Source organism: Bacillus timonensis (assembly GCF_004799755.1).
GTDB classification, from domain to species: domain Bacteria; phylum Bacillota; class Bacilli; order Bacillales; family Bacillaceae_L; genus Ferdinandcohnia; species Ferdinandcohnia timonensis_A.
On record NZ_SLUB01000007.1, the window covers coordinates 36,288 to 61,372 of the forward strand.

Below are 25,085 nucleotides of genomic sequence, written 5' to 3' on the forward strand. Positions count from 1 at the left end.
ACGTATAAAAGTCGCTATTCGTCAGATTTTAATTTTTTCACTTTTTCAGGTGTCACGTCATTTCCAAGTGGATCAAGCACCTTTAATGATGAGAAAGTATGAGTTACTTGACCGCGAATTTCACGCAGGTAATCTTCACGTAATACTTGTTGTTCCACTTTTTCCGCTGGTGTTAGTCCTTCTTCACGCGCTTTTTTCGCTAACTCATTGATCCGTTTTAAACCCTCAATCATAGTATCGCTCCCTCTAATGTGCTTGAAAATTAGTTTCACCTTATTTTCACATAACATCCGCGATTGGACTAGTACTTGTGGGACAGAGGGACAGGTACATTGTCCCATCTCCGTCGGAACAAGTGAGGCAATTATTGATATATATGAAAAGTGAGAGATATTTTAATAATAATTTATAGCATTGAACTCGTAATAAAATGAATACATATTGTAACGAAAACTAAAAACACCATAAACCAATTGGATAGCATCATGATATTTCTTATTATGCTGCTCTTGTTATTCAAATTTTTAATCAAGATAAATCCAATAATAATTGAAATAAGCCAAACCAACATTCCCATACTCGAAAATAAATAACTCGAATTCCTAACCCATAGTATTAAAATTACGGATTGAAATACTATTAGTAGTAAAGAGACAAATTTCATTTAGAACACCTAGCTCCTCATACTTTTTCTTAATCTCCATTGAGACCCCATCTGTAATCATAAGTATCTTTGTAAATATTTACTTTCTTTTCTCCCACTAACAAAGTACGATTATCAATCCAAGTTACACCCTGACTGTCAGGTCCAAGCCATAGAATATTCTTTTTCTTGCCAGAGTTAAATAAATCCTCCAATTCATATACGTAACTATAATCTGATTTCAGGAGAACTCCTCCGTATAGATATAAATTGAGCTTATAATGATTATCTGGAGATGATATCTCACCAATTTTCTGCACTTCTTCTAACGAAAGACTACCTAGACTTGGATAAAATATAAACTTTACTGCCATCAGGGCTACTAGTAACAGAAACAACACGATTCTTTTAATTTTCATATTCATCCTTGACCAACGGTTTGACCCGTATCAACCCTTGTAGAGTTTTTCCCCTTAACAAGTTTTAACGTCGCGACGATTAAAAAGCTAACAATCACTAATAAAAGCCAGGAACTTACCTTTCCGAGATGAACGAGACTCCATGCTTTAGTTTGGTTCGGATACTGCCACGCTCCAAAAAATGTTGCGATATTTTCAGCGACCCAAATAAAAAATCCAATGAGGACAAACGATAGTGCGAGTGGCATTCGGTAGCGAGTTCCACCAACCTCGTATGTAACCCATGATTTCCAAAAAACAATAATTACCAGAGCCGATAACCACCAACGGACGTCTATCCAAAAGTGATGGGTAAAGAAGTTTAAATAAATCGCTGCTGCGAGAGGTACCACTATCAAAAACGGGGGCCACTTAACTAGATCCACCTTGAGCCTCCTCCATGCCTGACAAAGATAGCTTGCTACACTTGCGTACATGAATCCACTATACAAAGGCACTCCAAAAATTTTGAAAAACCCTTCCTCTGGATATGACCATGACCCCATATGTGTCTTGAAGATTTCAAGTGCTAACCCAATAAGATGGAATAAAGTAATAACCTTAAGTTCATCACGCGTTTCAAGCCCGGAGCGCACCATTACCCATTGCATCAGAAGACAGATGATGAGCAGCCAGTCATACCTTGGGAGAAATGGTAGTGGAATCACTTGAGTAATCGCCAATGAAGCAAAAATAACAACAGGGAACAAACAGGATAAGGCTTGCTCCCATCCAAAACGTACAAGCTGTCTTAAAGCTCTCATCAATTATGCCTCCTTTTTTGTAAATGGGACAAAGGGACAGGTACATTGTCCCAATAAGATGCCTCACCACTTTGTTTTATATTGATTCTAATATAAATTTTATTGATTTACAATAAAACATTATTGATATTTATGAAAAAATCATTCCTCGTGCAAAGGAATGCTTTTAAACTTTGAACTATTTTCATGTATTATCGCTTTATGTAAATACTAAGCCTTGTAAATCAAATTGAGGAGGATTCGAATGCCACAAAAACAACCAAGAAATAATAATATGAAGACAGATGTTGCCGGAACCAATCCAGAGAAAGTAAAACAAGAAATCCAAAAGGATGTCAGTCAAGGACAAGGTGACATAACTTCCCGTGAAGCCGGGGCAATGCGTGACTAACACCATCTTCTACCTCTAGACAAAGCCTGTATCGGATTACTTAGTAATCAATGATACAGGCTAAAAGTCTTTGTTTAACTGACATACCGCTACCACTGTCAGAAAGCATTTTAGATATTTCCAATGCAGCCTTCGGGTAAAATAAAATAGTATTCTTATTTTAGATTAGATAAAATGATGGAGGGATTCGTATTAAACATTTTACAGAAGAAGAAAAGATACAGATTTTAGCTGATATCATAGCGATCAAATCCATTAATGAAAACGAAATCGAAGTGGCAAATTACTTGAAAGATTTATTTGCAGAATACGGCATTGATTCTAAGATTGTTCCAGTTACAGACACTCGTGTTAACTTAGTGGCAGAGGTTGGAAGTGGGAGTCCAGTCATCGGTGTTTCTGGTCATATGGATGTCGTTTCTCCTGGTGATGAGAGCGAGTGGACTTCAGATCCATTCACATTGACAGAAAGAGATGGAAAATTATACGGGCGAGGAACAAATGACATGAAGGCAGGTTTAGTAAACCTTGCTTTAGTGATGATTGAACTCAAAGAGAATAATGAACTAAAAAGGGGTACTGTCCGTTTTATGGCAACCACTGGTGAAGAAGTCGGTGGCGTAGGTTCAAAAAAATTATATGACGAAGGCTATATGGATGATGTAGATTATCTATGGGTAGCTGAACCTTCTCATGACACGATCATTTACTCCCACAAAGGATCACTTAACTTGCGTGTAATGTCTATTGGTGAAGCTGCACACAGTTCAATGCCTGACCAAGGGTATAACGCAATTAATCCATTGATGGAATACCTTTTAGAGGTAGACAAAAAATTGAATGGCGATGATCGGAAAAATGAGGTTCTAGATAAGTTAGTTATGAGTACAACTATTTTTAATGCAGGGAACCAAGTAAACTCAGTTCCTGCAAAAGCAGTTGCTGAAATAAACGTGAGGATTATTCCAGAATTTGATAACGATGAAGTGATTGACATCTTCAACACAACAGCTGAAAAATACAATAAAAAGGGCTCTGAGATTGGTGTTGAAGTCACAATGTCACTACCAAGCGTCTTCACTTCTGGACAATCTAAAATGGTTGATCTTGCTAAAGAACTCGGTAAAAAGCATTTAGGCTTAGAAATTTCTGTTAAAGGTTCGCCTGGGGTGACAGATGCATCAAACTTATTACGAGATAAAGATGAAAACTTCCCTTTCATGATGTTTGGTCCAGGCGAAACAAAAATGGCACACAAAACAGATGAATATGTCTATAAAGATTACTACTTTGCATTCTTCGATATCTATAAAGAATTAATTTTAGGCTATCGAAATGAAACATAATATTTTTAACAAGTAAGAGGTAACTGCCATTTTGGGTGATTATCTCTTTTTGCTTTGGTTTTACTTGATAAAAATAAACGGATGAAACGCCTATCCTCCGCTTTTTCCCAGTCACATTCCCAATCCTTCTTAAACATGTTCGTGTATTTTTTGAATGACTTCTTTATAAAAAGAAACTTGATGTGGAACGAATTTATCCCTATTTACTTTTTCTTTAATTCTTTTCTTTTTTCCATCATCCTCTATTTCAAATCCACTGATTTCAATTTCATCTTCTAAACCAGACCAAAGTTGATAAAAATCAATAAATTTAGCTTTCACTATTCCAGAAACCTCTTCCACTTGAAGAGTGAAGTCATCAAGGGTGTTTTTGCACTTATTTGAACTACTCGTCACTAAAGTAACGAGATTCCTGCGAACACCAGTGTAACCACCAGTTATTAAGCAGGCTAACCCCGTAGTTCCTACGGTTTAAGACTTCTATGCACTTAAGAGTCTTTTTCCTTCTTGAAGGATATTGCGACTTGCGTTGATGTCACGATCATGCAATGTTTGACACGAAGGACATGTCCACTCTCGCAAGTTGAGATTTTTGACTTCTTTATGCTGATAGCCACAGCAGGAACATAGTTGACTGCTTGGAAAGGTTTTTGCAACAATTTGCAGTTTCTTTCCGTACCAATTAGATTTATATGTCAACATTGTGCGGAATTCTGCCCAAGAAACGTCACTAATCGCTTTAGCTACTTTGTGGTTTTTAAGCATATTGGCTACTTGTAAATCCTCGATACAGATAACATCGTGGTTTTTGATGATAACTGTGGAGATTTTATGTAAATAGTCTTTTCTAGAATTAGTGATTCGCTCGTGGATACAAGCTACTTTAATGCGTTGCTTCTGCCAATTCGATGAACCGATGGTTCTTCTTGATAAGATACGTTGTTCTTTTAGTAGTTTTTGCTCCATGTTTCGCAAGAAATGAAGGTTTTGATACACTACTCCATTGGAACAAATAGCGAAATCCTTTAATCCAAGATCGATGCCAACTTCTTGTTGAGTTTTCGGAAGAGATTGAATGTCTACCTCTCCCAAAATTGACACAAAGTATTTGCCAGAGGCATTTCGTCTAATGGTGGCATTTAGGATGCGACCTTCCACTTCTCTGCTTTTGGCAAAACGAATCCATCCAAGTTTTGGTAATTTTACTTTATTGCCATCAATCGCAATATTTCCGTTTATGAATTTTGTAGTATAGGATTGCACAGGGTTCTTTTTGCTTTTAAATCGTGGTACGTTATTTTGCTTTTTGTAATAGCGGGTGTAGGCATCATGGAGAATTTCAACCGATTTTTGTAGAGAAATACTGTCTACTTCTTTGAGGAATGTATAATGTTGCTTTAGTTCTTTTACTTCTTTAATCGCTTCATATTTGTTAAAGAAATCGCCTTTCCAGTTGTTTTGAGGTAGTTGACCATTTTGAACCATTTCTTCCACAGTACGCCAATACGCATCGATTTGTTTTTGTTTCCCTAAGAAATGGTTAAAGACAAAACGAGTACAGCCGATGGTCTTATTGATTAATGTCGCTTGTTCTTTCGTTGGATAGATGCGAAATTTATAGGCTTTATGCTGTTTCAAACGGTACACCTCCCCTAGAATGACTCCCCTATTATAGAACGTATGTACTTATTTGTAAAGAGAAAATCGGTTCCATTCATCTTATGACTAAAGTCAAAAGTGTTCTGGAACCATTCATAAAATCTTCTTGCACAACAGAATAATCAAGAACACCTAATTTTATTAGCTCCTCAAAAGCAACATCTATCCCAAGTTCTTCTTTAATTTCTCTTACTCCATCTTCGACTGTTTCATCAGCTAGCAAATGTCCAGCAGCAGTAACATCGAATAGATTAGGATAGTCCTTTTTATTTTTACTACGCAGCTGTAGATAGATATAATCGATTCCCTCTTCATTATCAATAAACCAACAGTGAAACACTTCATGCCAGTATCCAATCCTGTGTACATCGCTCCGAGAAGCAACACCAATTGGGTTCTTATGATCATCAAAAATCTTTATTCTTTCTTGCTCTCCCATAAATTTCTCCCTTATCTCTTATCCGTATTGTCAAAGCTTCTTTTCCGGCATGAACAATGACGGACTCAGTTCTTCACTTTCAATGACAATCGCAGTTAATCCAGTATCTGTTCTCGTTTCGTGCCATTCATCCTGTTCCCAAAATACGGCATCACCAGGCAAAACTTTCACATACTCATCTTTTTCATTTCGGACAGATCCTTCACCGTTGACCACTAAAAATAGTTGCGGTACAGTAGCTTGGTGGTACCCAACAATCCCATTTTCCCCAAGATGCATACAACCAATGTGGGCTGGTTTACTGGTTTGGATAATACGGGACATAATGAAATTGGAATTAAACTGTGATATTTGTTTACCACTACCTATATCAAATTTATAAAATTCCATGATATGACCTCCTCTAACCGTAATTATTCAGTAGAAGCCATTGAATACCCTTCTTTCCCCATTAAAAAAGGAGTATGAATTTCTCCATACTCCTCATTTATTCATCCTGCGCTCTTTACGATCTTCATAGTTAATTGATCGAGCATATCCTTTGTCATTGTTTCAAGATTGTATCTAGCCTTAAAGCCCCATTCTTCTTTTGCCGCAGTGGCATCAATTGAATTTGGCCAGCTTTCTGCGATGGCTTGGCGGACTGGGTCTACCTCATATTTCATTGCGAAATTTGGAATATGCTTTTTAATTTCTGCAGCAATTTCCTCTGGCGCAAAGCTCATTGCCGTTACATTAAAGGCATTTCGATGTTTTAACTTGCACTCATCCGCTTCCATCAAATCAATAATAGCTTGAAGCGCATCTGGCATATACATCATATCCATGTATGTTCCTTCTGCAATATATGAAGTATAGCTTTTATTTTTTAGAGCTTCATAAAATATTTCGACTGCATAGTCCGTTGTACCGCCACCAGGTGGGGTCACATACGAAATGAGTCCTGGAAAACGCAAACCTCTCGTATCTACACCAAATTTATGATTGTAATAATCACAAAGCAATTCACCTGAAACCTTGTTTACACCGTACATGGTTGTCGGACGCTGGATGGTGTCCTGCGGGGTTCCATCCTTTGGTGTAGATGGACCAAAAGCTCCAATTGAACTTGGCGTGAAGAACTTGCAGCGCAACTCACGAGCAACCTCCAATGCATTAACAAGTCCACCCATGTTTAAATTCCAGGCTAACAGAGGCTTTGCTTCTGCTGTTGCAGACAGCAATGCAGCTAAGTGAATGAACGTATCAGCATCGTATTTTCTCGTAATGTCATACATGGCTTTTCCATCGGTTACATCTAAAAGTTCAAACGGCCCAGATTGGACAACCTCACAATCCGTTTTTCGAATATCTGTCGCAACAACATGATCAGCACCATAAACCTTGCGAAGCTTTGTGACAAGCTCTGAGCCAATTTGGCCCAGTGCTCCAGTTACAATAATTTTCTCCATTATTCATTCCCCCAAGTTGGTAAAGTTAGATAATGTTCATTTCCTTACCTACTTTTTCGTAGATGGCTACTGCTTGGTCGAGCATTTCCTTTGTATGTGCTGCAGTCGGCATATTACGTACCCTTCCTGTTCCTTGTGGGACAGTTGGGAATACGATTGATTTTGCATAGACGCCTTCTTCAATTAATCTCTTACTGAATTCCTGTGTTTTCACTTCTTCCCCAACAATAACTGGTGTGATAGGAGTTTCACTGTGACCAATATCAAAGCCGCGTTCCTTTAACTGCTGTTTGAAGTAGTTAGCATTATCCCATAGCTTGTCGTGGAGTTCTGTACTGTTCATTAAAATTTCGATCGCTTTTGTTGCAGCAGTAACATCAGCAGGTGTCACAGCAGTAGAAAATAGGAATGGTCTGCTACGAACCTTTAACCAGTCAATTAGTTCCTTTTTACCTGCTACATACCCACCAACAACACCAATGGCTTTTGAGAGAGTTCCAATTTGGAAATCAACTTTGTCGGAAAGACCAAAATGCTTAACCGTACCCGCCCCTTTTCCTAATACGCCTGAACCGTGGGCATCGTCTACATATGTAATAAGGTCAAATTCCTCAGCGATTTGTACGATTTCAGGTAGTTTTGCAATATCACCATCCATGGAGAAAACACCATCTGTGATGACCATCACTTTGTTATATAAACCAGATTCAGTTGCCTCTTTTGCTTTCTTACGCAAATCATCCATATCAGAGTGGTTAACACGGATGATTTTTGCTTTTGATAGACGGCATCCATCGATGATTGACGCATGATTGAGTTCATCAGAAAGGATCGCATCGTTTTTATCCATAACAGCTGAAATGGCAGCCATATTGCAATTAAATCCAGATTGATAGGAAATAGCCGCTTCTGTGTGCTTAAACTCCGCAAGCTTTTCTTCTAGTTTTAAATGAAGGTCAAGAGTTCCGTTGATGGTCCGAACGGCACCTGCACCAACCCCATACGTATCAATTGCTTCCTTCGCTACCTCTTTTAAGCGCTCATCTGTAGCTAAACCTAAGTAGTTGTTAGAGGAAAGGTTAATCAGTTCCTTCCCATTGATTTTGATGACAGGTCCGTTTGCACCTTGAATAGGATCAATCACATTATAGAGACCTTTCTTCTTTAAATCTTCCAGATTTTCATGCAAAAATGAGTCCAGCACCTTCGACATGGAATATCCTCCTTTTGTATGTTTGTAAAACACATGTGTACTTTCCGGGAATACACTATTGTTTTTACAAACCCTTTTATATCAACATTTATACTTTATACTTTACCACATTATTCATCAAATGTTTATACCCAGTGGACACTTTTTCTAATTATTATTATATTATTTGTCAGTTTTAAAATTGTGATACAAAAGGTCATTTTTTGTGGTTCAGAGACAGGTTTATTTGAGTGTACTTTTGGAGAATTTAGGGAAATGTTGAGGAATAAAAGTGTATTATAGATGGAGTTTTGGGAATTTTAAGGAATAGTCATTTGTAAAAAATTGTGTTACGGGAGGGATTTTGGGTATTTGTGAAAAACCGATAACATAAAAGTGGGATAAGCTATGAGTTTTGGATGTTTCTGGAATTACCTGTAATATAAAAGATAGTTTCGCATAGACTTTTGGGTATTTTCGAAAAAACCCTTCACATAAATGCATGGTATGCTATGAGTTTTGGAATAAAAAGTAATAACTCATAACATAAAGCATACTGGAGTGCCACCGATTTCCTTTTTCTAGGAGAATAACTACCCTCCAAACCCTCTGGAGTGCCACCATTTTCCTTTTTCTAGGAGACCAGTGACATCCCAAGTCCATTCGAGTGACTCAATTGCATATTTCTAGGAAATCGAGATCCCTCCCCCCACACTTTCAACCAACAAAAAAAGACCATCTCTGGTCTCGTGTAATCTAAAAATACGATCGAATCATATTATGCAATCTTGGTCTAAGACGTAAGATATGTGGGTGTCTCCCGAAATGAACGCGGTTTGTTAATAGAATGACATTAAGGTTTACTTCTGGATCGAACCAAATACTTGTCCCCGTGAATCCTGTATGTCCAAATGCCCCCGCTGAAAACAAATCACCACATGATGACAGAACTGGGCTTTTTAAAATCCAGCCTAACCCTCTGTACTCTTGATCAAAAGAGGTAAAGTTCGTTCTCGACAAATGTAGGACCGTTTCTGAGAGGATTTGTTTCCCTTTATATACCCCATTATTCTCAATCATCTCTGCGAATTTTTGGAGGTCTTTAATGGTTGAAAACAATCCAGCATGACCGCTAACTCCACCCATTGATTCTGTATTATCATCGTGGACGATTCCATATTTATAGTCTTTTAGTTTCTCGCTATACTCTGTAGCTGCATATCGATCTTTTTGAAAAGTGGGGTTAAAGCCTGTTTCAACCATTTCAAGTGGGGCAAAGACCTCTTTTTCAACAAACCTTTCAAATGGTTGGTCAGTCACAAGCTCGATAATTTTGTAAAGTGTAATTAATCCCAAATCACTATAAATCACCTTACTTCCGGAAGGAACTTCAAGTGACTCTGCATAAATCCGCTCCATGATTTGTTCTGTTGATAAATTCTCAATATAAAATTGCTTATGGGCTGGCAATCCCGATGTATGCGTTAGCAAATGTCTCAAGGTAATACGTTCCTTACCGTTTTGTGCAAATTCAGGAAGAAAAAAAGCAACTGTATCATCTAGACGGATTTCCCCATCATCGATTAGTTTTAAAATAACTGGTAAGGTTGCAACTACCTTTGTTAAAGAAGCAAGGTCAAATACGGTATTTTGTTTCATTGGCAATTCTTTCGGATACACCGCACGATTACCAATCGCCTTCTCCAAAAGGACTTTTCCATTGTGAGAAACACTGATAACGGCACCCGGAATATGTTGCATTTCAATTTCCTTGTGAAGAAACGCCAGAATCTTATCCTCCATCACAATCTCCCCCTTTATATCTTTTTAAAATAAGAATTATAGCTTTTACAAACTTCAAAACCAAGCTTGTTATAAAACGTTACTAATCCTGTCCAATCGATTAGCATTGAGCGAATATGGCGCTTATGTAAATACGAGACGGCAGCTTCAACAATAAATAGTCCATATCCATGTTTTCGTTCATTCAAATCAATACCTAAGGGACCTATACCTCCTAGTTCCTGTTGATATAATGCTGACCAATAGACATTTTGAGCAATAACAGGTGATTTCGAATCATTTATTCGGCAAAACCCAATGATCTGATTATTCCTTTTAAGGACGACGAACTCTCTTCCTTGACCCCCTTTTTGAAAGTATTGAATCGCTTCATACTCCCATCTACCAGGGAAACAACGATGCATAAAGGATAAAAACTCATCCTTTTCCTCCAGTTTAAGAAGGGAATGCTCAACTCCATCTAGTGAAGGACTCCCTATTTCATCCTCTTCAAAATGACAATCTAAATCATATTCCTGTGTACCTTTTTCATAGCCTCGTTTTTCAAACCAGTTTGCAACATCCTCATATTGAAACGGAACTCCCGGAAAATAGTGCCACGTATCCTTTCCAAGCCAAATATGATTGACACCGCTTTCTTTTAAACTACTTTCTGCATGCTGAAGTAATTTTTTACCAATCCCTTGGTTGCGGTAATGTCGGTCCACAAGCAACACTTGGATCCATCCCATTTCTTTACTTATCCCAACATCTATTTCATCCTGCCATCTTTTGGCTACAACAAATCCAACTACTTGATTTTCTTGATTAATCGCAATATGAGAACCCTCTGTAAACACGTTACAATCGTCAAAACTATTTTGTTTAAATAATTCAGCACTCATCGGAAAATCATGACCTATCTCCTGATTCCAAAGACCCAACAGCTCTTCTAACCTATCAATACTCCAACCCCTGTATTCCATACATTCATCTCCTTATTATAGGTTTTCAAATGGCTACCCCTGACTTTCATCAAAATTAGTTTCTATTAATCCGTCGTTTAAAATAATAATTTATACCTATATTAACAATATTGAAATAAAAATTCAACGGTGATAAACTAGATTTAAAATATCAATCCTTTTTTCCTAGGTTGATAGAATCAGTGGGAGGTGATTTTTAAGATAACCTTCACCAAGCTTTTACAACCACGACATGTTCCTGATAGTTTCCTCAAGAATAAACACAAGTGCATTTTCAAAAATTGGTCTAATTGATAAGGGGATGAAGAAATTTGTCGAGATTTTTCCGAATATTTTGTCTAATAATTATTATTTTTGGAAGCGTTATCACTAGTGCTTTTGCACAAGACGGTAATTCCAACTCAGCCTCCCACATCGATGTTACCACAACGGAAGAAGGTGGAAATACTGTAAAAGGCAGTCCGTTAGTTACAGCTTTTCCAGACCCTTCAAAACCAGTAGAGAAAGTACAATTCTTTGCAAAGGCTATTAATGAGCCAGATTCAATCTATTATCCGTATGCTCCATTAACAAAGGCACCTTTCTCTTGGAGTTGGCCAACAGGAGATCCGTGGGTACCAGATGGAGAATATAGCTTACGAGTAGATATCACCTATACATCAGGTGAAGTTGAAACAGTTACAAGAAACATCCTTGTACAAAACTATGCGGAGCCGACGTCTCCTGAGTCGCCTAAGGATTTACGGGTAACATCTCGAACAGCTTCAAGTGTTGCTTTAGCATGGACTAAATCTACTTCTACAAAACTATATAACTATGAAATCTACCAAGATGGGGCAAAAATTGCTGAGACAAAAGATATGTCTTATGTGATAGAAGGTCTAAATGCTGACGCTTTATACCAATTCAGAGTAAAGGCAAAGGACATCTATAATAATGTTTCTATTGATGATAATTCGATTACTGTCTTAACCAATGAAACAGTCACATCTCAACCGTTTATCAGTGAAATCCAAGCTCCTGAGCCAAATGGTGTGTCCCCTAGAAGCGAGGGGTATTCCGGCAAGATTAACGTTTCAGTCTCTGTGGAAGACCCAAGTGTAGAAAATGTTGAGATTTTTGTTAAAACAACGGCTGCACCTGAAAGTGACTACTGGAAGTTTCCTGGTACAAAAAAAGACGGTGATGTATACAGCGTTGGTTGGGATACAACATCTGCACCTGAGGGTACTGCAATTATAAAAGCAGTTGCTACAGATTCACATGGGCAGAAAACAACTGTTACAAGAGTATTTCTTGTAGATAATGTGGTTGAGGGATATATTCCACCTCAATGGGATCCTGCTGACACGCCACCTGCCAATTACATGATTGCCTATTTAGCTGGTTGGGCAACCTTAAGTGGATTTAGTATCATGCATGATTTAGATGCTAGTCGCCTTACACATATCAACTATGCATTTGGACTTGTTGGCCAAGACCATAAGATCAAAATGAGTGATCCTACAAATGATCCAATTAATTTTGCAGAACTCCGCAAATTAAAGGAAAAGTATCCACATTTAAAAACAACAATTGCTGTTGGTGGATGGGGTGGTTCTGCAGGTTTCTCAGAAGCTGCGGCAACTGATGAAGCAAGAACAATCTTTGCCGATAGTTTAGTAGAATTTATTACTGAACATGGCTTTGATGGTGTTGATTTAGATTGGGAATACCCAGTTAGTGGAGGAGGTCCTGGCACATACCCGAACCCTGCTGACAAAGATAACTACCCTCTCCTTTTAGAAAAGATTCGTGAAAAACTTGATGAACAAGGGGAAAAGGATGGTAAGCATTATTCGCTTTCTATTGCTGGAGCTGCGAATACAGGCTTTGTAAAAAATGCAACACTCGGGAAATCCCAACAATATCTAGACTATGTACAAATCATGACATATGACATTCATGGCACTTGGGAACCACTTGCGGATCATAACGCCCCGCTTTATGATGATAACGGGAAAACATGGAGTGTAGACAAGGCAGTAACTGCCTACTTAGATGCAGGTGTACCTGCTGAAAAAATCGTAATGGGTGTTCCATTCTACGGATACCGTTACAATGTAACTTCAAGTGAAAACAATGGTCTTCGTCAACCGTATGAAGGCAGTGGTTCAGCAACATACAATCGAATAATGCGTGATGATTATTTAAATAATGGGTATGAGCGTTTCTGGGATGAAGGAACACAAACACCTTATTTATTTAACGCGGAAAATTCGATTTTTATCACCTATGATGACCCAGAATCAATGCAGATCAAAGCAAACTATATCCGCGAAAGAGGCCTTGGTGGAGCAATGATTTGGGAAGTAAGCCAAGACCATGGTATCGATCTATTAGACTCTTTATATCAGGTTTTAAAGGATCCAATTCAGGTAAATTTAGATTCGGTCAATATATCTGTTGAAAATGAAACAACACAACAAAATCTTCAAGCAGAATTCAGCCTTGAAGGAATATTAGCTAACAACCAAAAAGCTGACCTGACAAATTCAGAAATTGATTGGTTTAGTTCTAATTCCAATGTTGCTTCAATTGAAAACGGAAAACTGACTGCAAATAATGCGGGAACCACAGAAATATACGCAATTGTTTCCTATAAAGGAAAAGAGGTTAAATCGAACATCATTACCATCACCGTTGAGGCAACAACCGTATCTTTAACTGAACAGATCACTAGCTTAGAGGAAAATGGTGTGATCGAGCATTCTTTATTTAAACAGTTAACAAATCGACTAAACCAGGCAGAACATCATTATCAAAAAGGAGATAGTGAACAAGCAATTAAGCATTTGGTCGATTTTGTAAAGCACCTATATAAGAGTGATGCCTCCCAAGAAGTTAAAGCGATGTTGGAAAGCAACGTGAAATCGATTGAAAAATCGTATCTAAATAAGGAATAAGTTGTAGCAAAAAAGAAGGTTTTCTTGAACGTTAGAAAACCTTCTTTTCATTTTACAACGAAAAATGGCGCAATTAATGGACCGCTTGGTTTTGAATATTGCCTTCTGTATCATTGGCCCTTTGCAAATGATACAGCCTTGCATATGTCCCACTTTTCCTCAATAGCTCCTCATGGGATCCCATTTCGGTGACTTTTCCGTCATCCATTACCAAGATGATATTTGCATTTTTTATGGTTGATAACCTGTGTGCAATGATAATAGTTGTTTTATCTTTCATTATTTGATCTAATGATTCCTGTAACACTTGTTCAGACTCGGAATCAAGTGCAGAAGTAGCCTCATCAAGCAATAATATAGGAGCATCTTTAAGAACTGCTCTTGCGATAGAAATACGCTGCTTTTGTCCACCTGAAAGCCTTGTTCCTCGTTCACCAACTTGGGTATTATAGTCATCATTTAACTCCATTATAAACTTATGGGCGTTAGCTATATTTGCTGCCTCTATTATTTCTTTCTCACTAGCACCATATTTTCCAAAAGAAATATTTTCTCTTATTGAACCATTGAATAAATATGTATCTTGAGGAACAATTGAAAAATAACTTCTTAATTCAGAAATAGTCATTTCTCCTATCGATTTACCATCAATAAAAATTCTTCCTTTATCAGGCTTACTTAAACCCAACAACAATTGAAATAATGTACTCTTACCAGAACCACTTGGCCCAACTATTGCTACAACATCACCTTTTGAAATTGTTAGACTAAGGTTCTTAATTATATTTTTTTCTTCATATGAAAAGGAGATTTCCTCTAGTTTGATGCCCTTTTTTAAATCATTTTCCTCATGCCTTTTTGACAGTTCTAATAGTTCCATTTCCTTTGGACTTTCTAAAAGAGAAAACAATCTTTCGACGGCTGACAAGGAACGTTGGAAATCAGCCCAGATATTAGCCATCCCTGTAAATGGTGAAGTTATATTTTGTAGCAAACTTACAAACGCCAACAGTGATCCAATTGAAAGTGTACCATTTACGACGAAGAAAGCTCCTAGACCTAATGAAATCATAAATGACATTGAACCAACACCTGTTACACTACCCTGCAATCCTCCTCGAAGTTTCCCATCCTTCAATTCTAGCAATAAAATGCGCTCACTATCATTTTGAAATTGATTTGAAATTTGTTGTTCTAATCCAAATACTTTCACAATAATTCTTCCAGAAAAGGTATCCTGCAGAAAGCTATTAACCCTGCCTGTTTCAATATGAATTTTTTTACTATTTGACCTTAAAGCTTTACCAAAAAGTTTTCCTAATAATAAAGCCGAAGGACCTAATAACAAGGTTAATAAAGATAATTGCCAATTTATCGTTAACAAATAAATAAAGGAAACAAGGGCAGCTAAAGGGTGACGGAATAAATTTATAATATTACTACCAATCGCACCACCAATATTATTTGCATCGTTATTTAATCTTGATACGATATCTCCTGAATGGACTCTAGTAAAATAGTAATTGGAAACACATAGAAGATGATTAAAAACATCGGATTTTATATCTTTTTTTATTTTATTTACGGAAACAGATTGGAGATATGCGTTAAAAAAGCTAATGATGACATTGGTAATTATTAATAGTGCCCCCAACAGGAAATACCATTTCACCTTCTCAAAGTCGCCCGCGACCGCTGAATCAGTAATATTTTTTAAAAACCAAGCGAAAAATAAGTCCAGAAAAACACCCATTACTAGTAACGCAAATAATAAAATATAACTTGAGGAATATCTTTTAATATAAGGCATTAATAGATAGAAAGAATGTTTTTTGGGTTGAGCCATTTATTGCCTCCTTAATCGAACTATTTCTCAATGATTGTCAATATCAAAAAAGGTTATCCACCTCTAGAAAGATATCGGTGAAAAATCATCAATAATTTCGACAACTTCAATATCTCCGTTAATCAAAATCTCGGGAAGTTCACTACTGATATTACCCTTCCAATATTCTCTCGCTTGCTCAATTTTTTTAGAAAAAGGAACCCTATCTTCCTTAGGCAAAAGATTTCCATCACTCTCAAAATAATTTCCAATGACTCGTAACTTAACAATCTGCAATACTTTACGGTTGTAGGAGTCAAATAACTCTTTCCATTTGATAGCGCCTTCATAATTTTTCGCAGCGTACAGACATGACAGTCTTGAAGGGCATTCAGGGTAATTCTGTAGTCTAACCATTTCTACTATCACTTCTCTAATCGCCCTGTTGGTTTGGTCCATATACCTAAAGGCTACATCTGAATCCTCTTTATTCAAAGTCAATCCTTCAGTTGAAATTTGACTGTTTAAAATATGAATGAAATCTTCACCTTTGGTATTTAAATGTTCTCTTTCAAAAAAGAAGCGATATAAGGTATTGTGCTGATTTTTATCAAAATTAATTTTCTGCCCACAGATCATTTTTTTCTTGGTAACAACGTGATAAACATGAAACTCATTTCCCTTCATTTTCCACCCCAATCCGAATCCATTCTACCTCACCGAAAGTTCGTTCATTTCCGGAAACTTGCATTACAATTAATGCTTACTAAATCGCTCAATAAACCCCTCATCCACTTCAATATTTTCTTCAAGTAGCCCCGCAATAACAGCCCCACCAACAGGCTCAATCCCGGGTCGAATTAACTTAGCTTTGATTGAATACTTTTCAAAAATCTCTTCCATTGGTCCCTTAAATAAATCAAGCCGATTAAAAAGACCTCCTGCAAGTACAACCGGTAATTCATGCGCTCTTTCTTTTTCGCTGAATTGCTTGTTTATTAAACAGCTAACCGCTTCTCCAATATGATTGGCATTTTTTTGAATGATTGCTTGAGCAACCATATCTCCATGATCTGCTGCTGTAAAGACATGCCTACTTAAAGAAGCAATCAGCTCTTTTGGATTTACAGCATTATAAATGGAATGAATGATATCTGGTAGGTTTTGAACTTGAAAATGCTCACATAGCAATGTGATTAATTCTGTCCCATCTGCTAGACCGTCATGAGAGCGAAAAGCTTCTTGTAATCCTTCACTACCTACGGCAAAACCACTTCCGCCCTCACCTAGTAAGTAGCCCCAGCCACCAACTCGGTCAAGAACCCCTTCACCGTTTAGACCAAAGGTAATCGAACCAGTACCTGCAATTTGAACAACTCCTGGCCTTCCCAAAGTACCTGAATACAGAGCCGTGATTGCATCATTATTAACTGTCACTGGAATGGCTTTAGGTAATACGGATTCCAGCAGCACCTTCATCTCTTTACGTGCTGACGGATGATCGACACCAGACATCCCTGCATAAACTCTTTTCACCTCTTTAAAGGCTTCCTTGCTCTCGGTCTTCAACATATCTATTAACTTAGCAAGCTCTTTTTGCAAATCTTCCTTTTTTACATTATTAGGGTTCGATGCACCTACTGTAGCTTGGGCTATAATAATTCCTGCTTCTGTGGCAATAACCCCTTTAGTTTTCGTTCCACCACCATCAATGCCTATAATATACATGAAAGGATTCCCCCGTTATTTGTGATAAAAAAGACTAACCCATTTTCGAGTTAGCCTTTGATTTTAGTTGGTCTACTTATTCTTACCCATTAGAAACTCTACGGCTTCTCGAGTGGCATTTAAATGCATCAACGTATCATCGTATTGTAATGAGGCTACACACATAAAAAGAATGTCAATAACTTGCAGTTGCGCAATCCGAGAGGAAGTAGCACCACTCCTAAACGTCGTTTCCTTTGTTACAGAAGTGTACAATTTGATATCCGCGGCATCGGTTACAATTGAACTACCGTATTTTGTTAAACTAATCGTCGTAGCCTTCTTCTCTTTTGCTAACTGTAAAACCTTAGCAACCTCTTTTGTTTCTCCTGAAAAAGAAATTCCTACAACCACGTCACCCGCTTCTGCATTTGCGACCTGTGTAGCTGCCATATGCATATCTGCAAATGCATAGGCTGTTTTATTGATTCGAAGAAATTTTTGCTGCGCATCCTGAGCGATAATACTTGAGGCGCCTACTCCAATAAAATGGATTCTCCTTGCATTTCTGACTACCTCAATCGCTTTTTCCAGTTCATCAACACTTAATAATTCTGCCGTTTCGCGAATCGTTTGAATACTATTATTGGTCATCTTTTCAATAACTGACACAATCGATTCATTCGGCTCGATATCACTAAATCCTAAATCATTCGTTTTCTGAAGGTCTCCCGCTATACGAAGCTTTAAATCCTGAAAGCCTTTTAGATTTAGTGATTTACAAAGCCTGATGACGGCCGCCCCACTCGTTGAGCTTCTTTTTCCTAATTCATTCGCAGTTAATGAAATAGACTCCTGGGGATTTTCAATAATATAAGAAGCAATTTTCTTCTCAGAGGGTGGTAAGCTTGGTAGCATCTCGGTAAGAATGACAAGTCCTCCATTTGTAGACATACATGTATCAGCTCATTTCTTTTTATCTAAATACGAGTGTTAACGGGATTTCAAAGAAATGAATCCCAATTATAACAATAGACTATTCTAATCTTTAATTTCAACTGATAGAGGACAAATTCCTCCTATAAGATTATAAATCCTTCTTCATCACATGGAAGGTACGAGTGATTGTGAATCCTGTTTTCTTATAAAGATACCCCGCTGAAGTCTTTTCACCTGTCCAAAGGAACCAAGCTCCATGTAAGCTTTCTGCTTTCATGTTTTGTAAACATAAATGTAATAAGATTTTGCCCAAGCCTTTTCCTTGTTGCTCTGGGTCAACCCCAAATGGACCGAACCGATCCGGAACCTGCTCATAGCCTCCATAAATACAGAATCCTACAACTTTATCACCCTGCCTTGCAACAAGAATTCGCTCCATCGGCAATCCCTGTAAAACGCCTTCACGGATGGCTCTTCCCCAATCTGGGTTAAACTTCAAATTAGCAAATTGGATAACCTCGTAAAGGTCTTTATCCTCTGCTTTCCTAAAGGTATAGCCCTCTTCTTCTCTTTGTTTCACAAGCTCTTTTATCTCATCGGAAAGCTTGTAATCAACTAAATTACGATCCATTGCTATTGGAGAATATAGCTTAGTAAAACCTTGTGCCTGTAAAAACTGGTAGGCATCTGGATAAGCAGCCTCATCAATCCCTGGCATGATGTAATTTGGTGCATAAGAAGAGAAAAATACATGCTTTCGATTATTCTCTCTTAAAAAGTCAACAGCCTCTTTCATCAATTGTGCACCAACACCTGTACGTTGGTAACCTTTATCAACGAAAAAGAAAGGTATCCATCCATTTTCTGGTTCTAAATCTGTTCCAAACATCGGTAAAAGTCTTCTTACTGCATACACACAGCCTATTAATTTATGATTCTCAAAAGCTAGCCTCATTCCCGCTGGATCAAAGTTCGCATCTAATAAAACTAGATTCCGAAAACGCTTGGAAGTGATCGGATCCTTCCATAAGTTTTGATTCCAAAGCTCTACAATTTGTTTTTCATCACCTGATTGATAATGTCTATATTCCACCATATTAATTCACTCCCTTACTAGCCAAATTAATTGCCTTTCGTACAAATCCATTAGCTGAATTAATGTGTTTTTTTGCGTCTTCGAAGGAAACACCTGCTTTTATCATGACAATTGCTGGCTTAACCTCGTAGTTTGTTTTCTCCAGTATCTCTGTTGCTTTTTCATAAGAAACATTTGTAATAGTGGAGACAATATTTTTGGCACGTTCCTGTAGCTTGATATTGCTTACTTTTAAATCAACCATTAGATTTTCATATACTTTTCCAACCTTTATCATTGTTGAGGTTGTGATCATATTTAAAATTAATTTATGGGCAGTCGCAGCCTTCATCCGGGTTGAACCGGTCACTACTTCAGGTCCAGTTTCAACTTCAATAGCAATGTCCGCATGCTGACTAATCTTTGAGTTTTTATTACTAGATAGGCTAACTGTCTTCGCACCAATTTGCTGAGCATATTGAAGCGCTCCAATCACATATGGTGTTCTTCCGCTTGCAGCAATCCCGATAACAACATCAATTTCTGTGAGGTTTCTTTCCTCCAAGTCGATAGCACCTAAATGGATATTGTCTTCCGCACCTTCCACTGCTTGAATAAAAGCATTACTTCCACCAGCAATAATCGCTTGCACAAGGTTAGGAGGAGTACTATATGTTGGTGGGCATTCAACAGCATCCAAAATGCCAATTCTCCCACTCGTGCCTGCGCCAATATAAAACAATCTGCCACCTTGACTTAAAGATTGATAGGCGATTTCTACAGTCTTTTCTATCTCGGGCAGAACATCTTCTACACGATAAGCGACTGTTTTATCCTCATTATTAATTGTCTTTAAAATTTCCATAGTGGACATGTTATCAATATTTGCAGAACTTTTATTTCGCAGTTCGGTTGTTAAAGCTGATATGTTTGTCATATGTTTACCATCCTATTTATACAAAAGATATGGTTCTCTTTGTTTTTTGAATGAAGCCACTTGCCCCTCACATGCCTCCAAGAAGTCTACTGAAGTTCCATGTAAAATGGAGTCCCTAAGCTTTTTCGTTCCTGCTAATAAATCAAAAAAGTATTTTCCATTATTACTACTGATGAAGCTGAAATCATGAGGATACATGTCAGCTATCGTCTCTATAAGTAAAATTCCCGCTTCCAAAGAATTTAATTTTCGTCTATCAACTACATGTAGTTGTATTCCTCGACATATTTCGTCTTTATGTTTTTGATAGGTAGGAATAAACGATGTAGGGCGTGCTAACACACCTGAAATCTTTTTTTGGTTAAATGTCTTCGCTAACCTTTGCCCATCTATAAATGGAGCACCAATGTATTCGAAGGGTCTCGTCGTTCCTCTTCCTTCTGATAAATTTGTTCCTTCCACAAGACATGTACCTGGATATAAGATGTTCATATCAATGTTTGTTGTGTTCGGAGAAGGCGGTACCCAAAAAAGACCTGTTTCATCATAATACATATCTCTTTTCCATCCTTGCATTGGAACAATGGTCAACTCGCAATCATATCCAAATTCATGCTTAAATAATATAGCTAGTTCCCCGACAGTCATACCATGTCTGTTCGGAATTGGTAATAAACCTACAAATGACCTAACATCCTCCTCAACTAAGTTCCCTTCTAATTTTTCTCCTGAAACAGGATTAGGTCGATCCAAAACAACGAATTCCTTTCCGTATTCCGCGCAAGCTTCCATCACATAGGCCATCGTGTAAATGAATGTATAATATCTTGAGCCAATATCCTGAAGATCAAAAACTACCACATCAACGGGCTCTAACATTTCCTTAGAAGGTTTTCGGCTTTCGCCATATAAACTAAAAACAGGTAACCCTGTATCTGGATCTACTGTCGTTACAACCTTTTCCCCTTCTTTCGCATCTCCACGAATGCCATGCTCAGGTGCGTATAAGGCAGTTAATTGAATGTCTGGGTGTTCATAAAATAGATCAATTGAAGGAACAAGGTTCTGATTTACACCCGTAATATTTGTTACGAGCCCAATTCGTTTACCTAGATAGCCTTTATATTGGCTCTCTAAAAAAACATCTAAACCAATCTTCATTAAACCACTCCTAACCATCCGTTTCTAAATAGAACTGTTCATGTTAATATTCATCATTCTTGGATTTCTTCTTTTGGAAATGATTTAATTGATATCCACATAAGTACATAACACAGTAAAGAACCACCGAAATAAATAATTAACATAGGTACCATTCGTAATAGAGTGAGAACCAAAAGACAACCTAGGATCATGAATAGAGTTTGAAAAGGACGACCAATCGCCATAATTAATGCATATTTGATATATTCTAACGTTTTAAACTGGTAATGAACGAATACCGGAAAAATATAGAGCACAACTGTAAAATACACCAATAATAAAAATATAAATAAATAAGAGAGAGCAAGTGTAATGATTCCATCAGATGATTGGAAAAATCGAAGGTCAACGTAAAGCAATGCGCCTATTAACGCCAATGCATAACCGAGTATGTTCGATTGAATAAATTCGGATTTGTAGTATTGCCAGAATGTCTTAAAGATTGGAATGTCTTTCTCACCTAGCATCCATTTTCGAACAACTGAAAACATCGCAGCTGTAGCAGGAAAAAAGCCTAAAACAATGACACCCAATAATGAAAAAGCTACCCAAAGAAGATTGATATACAATATTCTAGTTATAGCCTCCGCTATTCGATATATTTTCCAAATCAATCCTTCAAAACCTATACCCATTACATTTCACCTCAAAACTTGCGCCCTATTTGGGACAAGGAACCTGTCCCTGTGACCCATATGTGGTCCAGGGACAGCTCATCCTTTGTGTTATTATTTTGCTTCTGCCCAACGATCGTATGCTGCTTGGTTGATTTTTGCCATTTCTTCAGCACCTAATTTGTTTAAAGTTTTAACGAAGTTATCCCACTCACCATCAATGGATGCTTGACCCGAAACAAATTTTGCTTCCATTTGTTCTAGATAAGAATCTAAGTCTGGTTTAATTGTATTGAGTTTCGCTTGTTCTTCTTCTGTAAAGTATACTTGTGGGAATGGTAATTTTGCATATGGTAAATATTCATCTTCAATCCAACCTGAAATTAAGTGGATAGTTGGGTTATCTTCTTTCGCAAAGAATTCCTGTTCTAATACCATTGGTACAGGAGATCCAGCACCTGGAGCATGCTGTGCATTTGCTTGTGTTGTATTCATTCCTTCTGGAGCTAACAGCTTCCAGTTTCCTTTATCATCCCACTCCCAGTTCTCGCCTTCAACACCTAAACGTGCTAGGTAAGTTCCTTCTTCGGAATACATATGATCTAACCAACGCATTGTTGCCTCAGGATGCTCGTTATCTGAAGTGATCGCAGCGCGTCCTCTTTTAATTTCAGAGAGTTTTGTCATAAGCTTTTGATCATTAAACTCACTTGTTAATGGTGGTAATAGTGGATAATTTGCCCCTAATGCTGGATCAGCGTAGCCCACCATTACAATTGGCCAAGTTGGGAAAACACCTACAAGATCTTCTGCTCCTTTTGCTACATATTGTTCCCATGTATGAGAGAATACCTGTTGGTCTAAAAGCTTTTCAGAGTATAATCGGTTTAAGTATTTTAAGTATTCCTTATATCCATCCTGAACGAATGCATATCCAACCTTGCCGTCCTTTTCAAAAATTCCGCCTTGTTGGTTAATTCCGAAAGCCGGCATAAAGTGATATCTAAGTTCAGCAACACTTGAGGCAGTTAAAGGAATTTCATCCGCTTTTCCATTTTTATTCGGATCTTTTTCTTTATAATCCTTTAATAACTGGTAAAGTTCTTCTGTTGTCTCTGGTCTTTTGTCAATGCCTAAATTTTCTAACCAGTACCCATTCATCCACATAATTGGTACTTGAGAAGTTGTAGATGTATCAATCCCAGGTAGTGCATAAATATGTCCGTCTGGCGCTGTAATCGAAGACTTTAGATCTGGATATTTTTCCATAACCTTTTGTAGATTTGGTGCGTATTGGTCGATTAGACCCTCAAGTGGTGCTAGCAATCCTTGTGCCCCATAATCAACTTCTTCTGCAGCCGTGAAATTAGCCCCGAAAAAGAGGTCTGGAAGCTCCATACTTGTAAATGCTAATTGTTTTTGTTGCGCATATTGGTCTGATGTTGAAGTTCGGTAGGTGAAATCAATATTTGTTAACTCATTCATTTTCTTGAAGAAGTTCATATCTCCCCAATTTGGCTGAAGCGGAGAGCTCTGTCCCATCATTTCTAAAGTAAGTGCTTCATTTACAATTGGATAACCTGTTTCATTTAAGTTCTTTGGTGCTTCTTTTTCTTTCGATACTTCTTCCTTATTCGAACATGCTCCAAGAAGTAAACTTGATGCTAGCAACACTGTTCCAGCTATTTTCATTTGCTTTTTGAATTTCACAAAGAATCCCCCTTAAATGTTGTTATTTTTTATCTTATAAATGCCTCTTACCGTAAAATTTTTCCCTTCATTCTCACCTCCTTGTGAAATGGAAACTTTTATCCTTTTACAGAGCCAATCATGACACCTTTTAAGAAGAAGCGCTGTAAGAAAGGATAGGCGATTAAAAGTGGAGCCGCAGATACAATCATGACTGCATACTTCACAATACTTGCGATACGTGCTTGTTCCCCAATCGCCTCTATGTTTCCACCCTGCATCATAATTTCAGTTGCGATTTCTTGCTGTATTAAAATTTCCCTTAAGATAAGTTGAAGTGGGAAAAGTTCTCGATCAGTTAAATAAATCAAAGCTCCAAAATACTGATTCCAGTGGCCTACTCCATAGAATAGAGCCATTACTGCAATAATGGGTGCTGATAATGGTAGCACGATTTGAAAGAATGTTCTGAACACAGAAGCACCATCAACCTCCGCTGCTTCCTCTAATCCCCTTGGAATGGTTACCTTAAAGAACGTCATCGTTACAATGATATTCCACACAGATGCTGCACTTGGTATAACCATTGCCCAAATGGTATTGACCATTCCTAGGTCCCTAACGAGGAGGTAAGTAGGTACAAGTCCACCATCAAAGAACATAGTAAAAATCAACATTCCCATGATGACACCTTTTCCGACTAATTCTGTTCGGGATAGAGCGTACGCACATGGTAAAGTAACAGCTAGATTAATAAAAGTACCCAGTAATGTGTAAAAGATCGTGTTTCGATATCCAATCCAAATGTCTTTACTTTCAAAGACCCTTTGGAACCCTTCAAATGTAATATCCTTCGGGAACAACCACATTTCACCGGAATTTACGAAACTAGGGTTACTAATGGAGGCACTTACGATATAAATCAGTGGGTACATGATAATAATGATAAAAAACCAAACAAGAATTTTATTCGTTATATCAAATATTCGGTCTGATTTTGTTTCCACTATTTTGCTAGACTTTTTCGGTTTTATTTTCAT

24 protein-coding genes are annotated in these 25,085 nt (G+C 37.6%); 3 read left to right on the forward strand and 21 right to left on the reverse strand.

The window, feature by feature from the left end; genetic code table 11:
* Positions 1 to 14: 14 nt before the first annotated feature.
* The 3 genes from E1I69_RS06100 to E1I69_RS06110 all read right to left on the reverse strand — a co-directional run bounded on the left by E1I69_RS06100 (position 15) and on the right by E1I69_RS06110 (position 1,865).
* Entirely contained in the window at positions 15 to 233 is a 219-nt protein-coding gene (locus E1I69_RS06100) for a DUF896 domain-containing protein (protein ID WP_116351905.1), read from the reverse strand.
* Positions 234 to 693: 460 nt separating this feature from the next.
* On the reverse strand, positions 694 to 1,062 hold the full coding sequence (locus E1I69_RS06105) for a DUF5412 family protein (protein ID WP_161974845.1): 369 nt from the start codon (positions 1,060 to 1,062) through the stop codon (positions 694 to 696).
* A gap of 2 nt (positions 1,063 to 1,064) precedes the next feature.
* Positions 1,065 to 1,865, reverse strand: a complete 801-nt coding sequence (locus E1I69_RS06110; protein WP_136378716.1) for a DUF817 domain-containing protein — start codon at positions 1,863 to 1,865, stop codon at positions 1,065 to 1,067.
* 244 nt (positions 1,866 to 2,109) lie between these two features.
* On the opposite strand from E1I69_RS06110, the gene E1I69_RS24685 reads away from it, so the two are divergent.
* Both E1I69_RS24685 and E1I69_RS06115 read left to right on the forward strand, forming a co-directional pair.
* Positions 2,110 to 2,256: a hypothetical protein gene (locus E1I69_RS24685; RefSeq protein ID WP_165439145.1), complete on the forward strand. Its 147-nt coding sequence runs from the start codon at positions 2,110 to 2,112 to the stop codon at positions 2,254 to 2,256.
* Positions 2,257 to 2,447: 191 nt separating this feature from the next.
* Positions 2,448 to 3,602: an ArgE/DapE family deacylase gene (locus E1I69_RS06115; RefSeq protein WP_136378717.1), complete on the forward strand. Its 1,155-nt coding sequence runs from the start codon at positions 2,448 to 2,450 to the stop codon at positions 3,600 to 3,602.
* 129 nt (positions 3,603 to 3,731) lie between these two features.
* On the opposite strand, the gene E1I69_RS06120 is transcribed toward E1I69_RS06115, so the two are convergent.
* The 8 genes from E1I69_RS06120 to E1I69_RS06155 form a co-directional block, all read right to left on the reverse strand.
* Positions 3,732 to 3,923, reverse strand: coding sequence for a hypothetical protein (locus E1I69_RS06120; protein WP_242634545.1), 192 nt, complete (start codon positions 3,921 to 3,923; stop codon positions 3,732 to 3,734).
* Between the two features lie 159 nt (positions 3,924 to 4,082).
* On the reverse strand, positions 4,083 to 5,240 hold the full coding sequence (tnpB, locus tag E1I69_RS06125) for an IS200/IS605 family element RNA-guided endonuclease TnpB (RefSeq protein WP_136378718.1): 1,158 nt from the start codon (positions 5,238 to 5,240) through the stop codon (positions 4,083 to 4,085).
* Positions 5,241 to 5,316: 76 nt separating this feature from the next.
* Positions 5,317 to 5,700 carry an NUDIX hydrolase gene (locus tag E1I69_RS06130; RefSeq protein WP_347561789.1) on the reverse strand — a complete coding sequence of 128 codons (384 nt, stop codon included), beginning with the start codon at positions 5,698 to 5,700 and terminating at the stop codon, positions 5,317 to 5,319.
* A gap of 30 nt (positions 5,701 to 5,730) precedes the next feature.
* A complete protein-coding gene (locus E1I69_RS06135) occupies positions 5,731 to 6,090 on the reverse strand; it encodes a cupin domain-containing protein (protein ID WP_136378719.1) in 360 nt (119 codons plus the stop codon).
* Positions 6,091 to 6,191: 101 nt separating this feature from the next.
* Complete coding sequence (locus E1I69_RS06140; RefSeq protein WP_136378720.1) at positions 6,192 to 7,151, reverse strand: L-threonine 3-dehydrogenase; 960 nt, start codon at positions 7,149 to 7,151, stop codon at positions 6,192 to 6,194.
* Between the two features lie 25 nt (positions 7,152 to 7,176).
* Positions 7,177 to 8,364, reverse strand: a complete 1,188-nt coding sequence (locus tag E1I69_RS06145) for a glycine C-acetyltransferase (protein WP_136378721.1) — start codon at positions 8,362 to 8,364, stop codon at positions 7,177 to 7,179.
* A gap of 735 nt (positions 8,365 to 9,099) precedes the next feature.
* The gene (locus tag E1I69_RS06150; RefSeq protein WP_136378722.1) at positions 9,100 to 10,146 is read right to left on the reverse strand and encodes a serine hydrolase domain-containing protein; all 1,047 of its coding nucleotides are present in this window, start codon (positions 10,144 to 10,146) and stop codon (positions 9,100 to 9,102) included.
* A gap of 14 nt (positions 10,147 to 10,160) precedes the next feature.
* Positions 10,161 to 11,111: a GNAT family N-acetyltransferase gene (locus E1I69_RS06155; RefSeq protein WP_136378723.1), complete on the reverse strand. Its 951-nt coding sequence runs from the start codon at positions 11,109 to 11,111 to the stop codon at positions 10,161 to 10,163.
* Between the two features lie 311 nt (positions 11,112 to 11,422).
* Here E1I69_RS06155 and E1I69_RS06160 point away from each other — a divergent pair, with 311 nt between their 5' ends.
* Complete coding sequence (locus E1I69_RS06160; protein WP_136378724.1) at positions 11,423 to 14,056, forward strand: glycosyl hydrolase family 18 protein; 2,634 nt, start codon at positions 11,423 to 11,425, stop codon at positions 14,054 to 14,056.
* A gap of 73 nt (positions 14,057 to 14,129) precedes the next feature.
* Here the strand turns inward: E1I69_RS06160 and E1I69_RS06165 are convergent, their stop codons facing one another.
* From E1I69_RS06165 to E1I69_RS06210, 10 genes are all read right to left on the reverse strand, one after another.
* Positions 14,130 to 15,902: an ABC transporter ATP-binding protein gene (locus E1I69_RS06165; RefSeq protein ID WP_136378725.1), complete on the reverse strand. Its 1,773-nt coding sequence runs from the start codon at positions 15,900 to 15,902 to the stop codon at positions 14,130 to 14,132.
* A 63-nt stretch (positions 15,903 to 15,965) separates the two neighbouring features.
* Positions 15,966 to 16,568 carry a DUF2441 domain-containing protein gene (locus E1I69_RS06170; protein ID WP_136378726.1) on the reverse strand — a complete coding sequence of 201 codons (603 nt, stop codon included), beginning with the start codon at positions 16,566 to 16,568 and terminating at the stop codon, positions 15,966 to 15,968.
* Positions 16,569 to 16,637: 69 nt separating this feature from the next.
* A complete protein-coding gene (locus E1I69_RS06175) occupies positions 16,638 to 17,609 on the reverse strand; it encodes an N-acetylglucosamine kinase (protein WP_136378727.1) in 972 nt (323 codons plus the stop codon).
* Between the two features lie 72 nt (positions 17,610 to 17,681).
* Complete coding sequence (locus E1I69_RS06180) at positions 17,682 to 18,542, reverse strand: MurR/RpiR family transcriptional regulator (protein ID WP_136378728.1); 861 nt, start codon at positions 18,540 to 18,542, stop codon at positions 17,682 to 17,684.
* Between the two features lie 133 nt (positions 18,543 to 18,675).
* On the reverse strand, positions 18,676 to 19,623 hold the full coding sequence (locus tag E1I69_RS06185; RefSeq protein ID WP_136378729.1) for a GNAT family N-acetyltransferase: 948 nt from the start codon (positions 19,621 to 19,623) through the stop codon (positions 18,676 to 18,678).
* A 1-nt stretch (position 19,624) separates the two neighbouring features.
* The gene (gene murQ, locus E1I69_RS06190) at positions 19,625 to 20,539 is read right to left on the reverse strand and encodes an N-acetylmuramic acid 6-phosphate etherase (RefSeq protein WP_136378730.1); all 915 of its coding nucleotides are present in this window, start codon (positions 20,537 to 20,539) and stop codon (positions 19,625 to 19,627) included.
* 12 nt (positions 20,540 to 20,551) lie between these two features.
* Positions 20,552 to 21,700, reverse strand: coding sequence for an exo-beta-N-acetylmuramidase NamZ family protein (locus E1I69_RS06195; protein WP_136378731.1), 1,149 nt, complete (start codon positions 21,698 to 21,700; stop codon positions 20,552 to 20,554).
* Positions 21,701 to 21,753: 53 nt separating this feature from the next.
* Entirely contained in the window at positions 21,754 to 22,377 is a 624-nt protein-coding gene (locus E1I69_RS06200; protein ID WP_136378732.1) for a YesL family protein, read from the reverse strand.
* Positions 22,378 to 22,470: 93 nt separating this feature from the next.
* Positions 22,471 to 24,066 carry an extracellular solute-binding protein gene (locus E1I69_RS06205; protein WP_136378733.1) on the reverse strand — a complete coding sequence of 532 codons (1,596 nt, stop codon included), beginning with the start codon at positions 24,064 to 24,066 and terminating at the stop codon, positions 22,471 to 22,473.
* Between the two features lie 98 nt (positions 24,067 to 24,164).
* Positions 24,165 to 25,085: a carbohydrate ABC transporter permease gene (locus E1I69_RS06210; RefSeq protein ID WP_136378734.1), complete on the reverse strand. Its 921-nt coding sequence runs from the start codon at positions 25,083 to 25,085 to the stop codon at positions 24,165 to 24,167.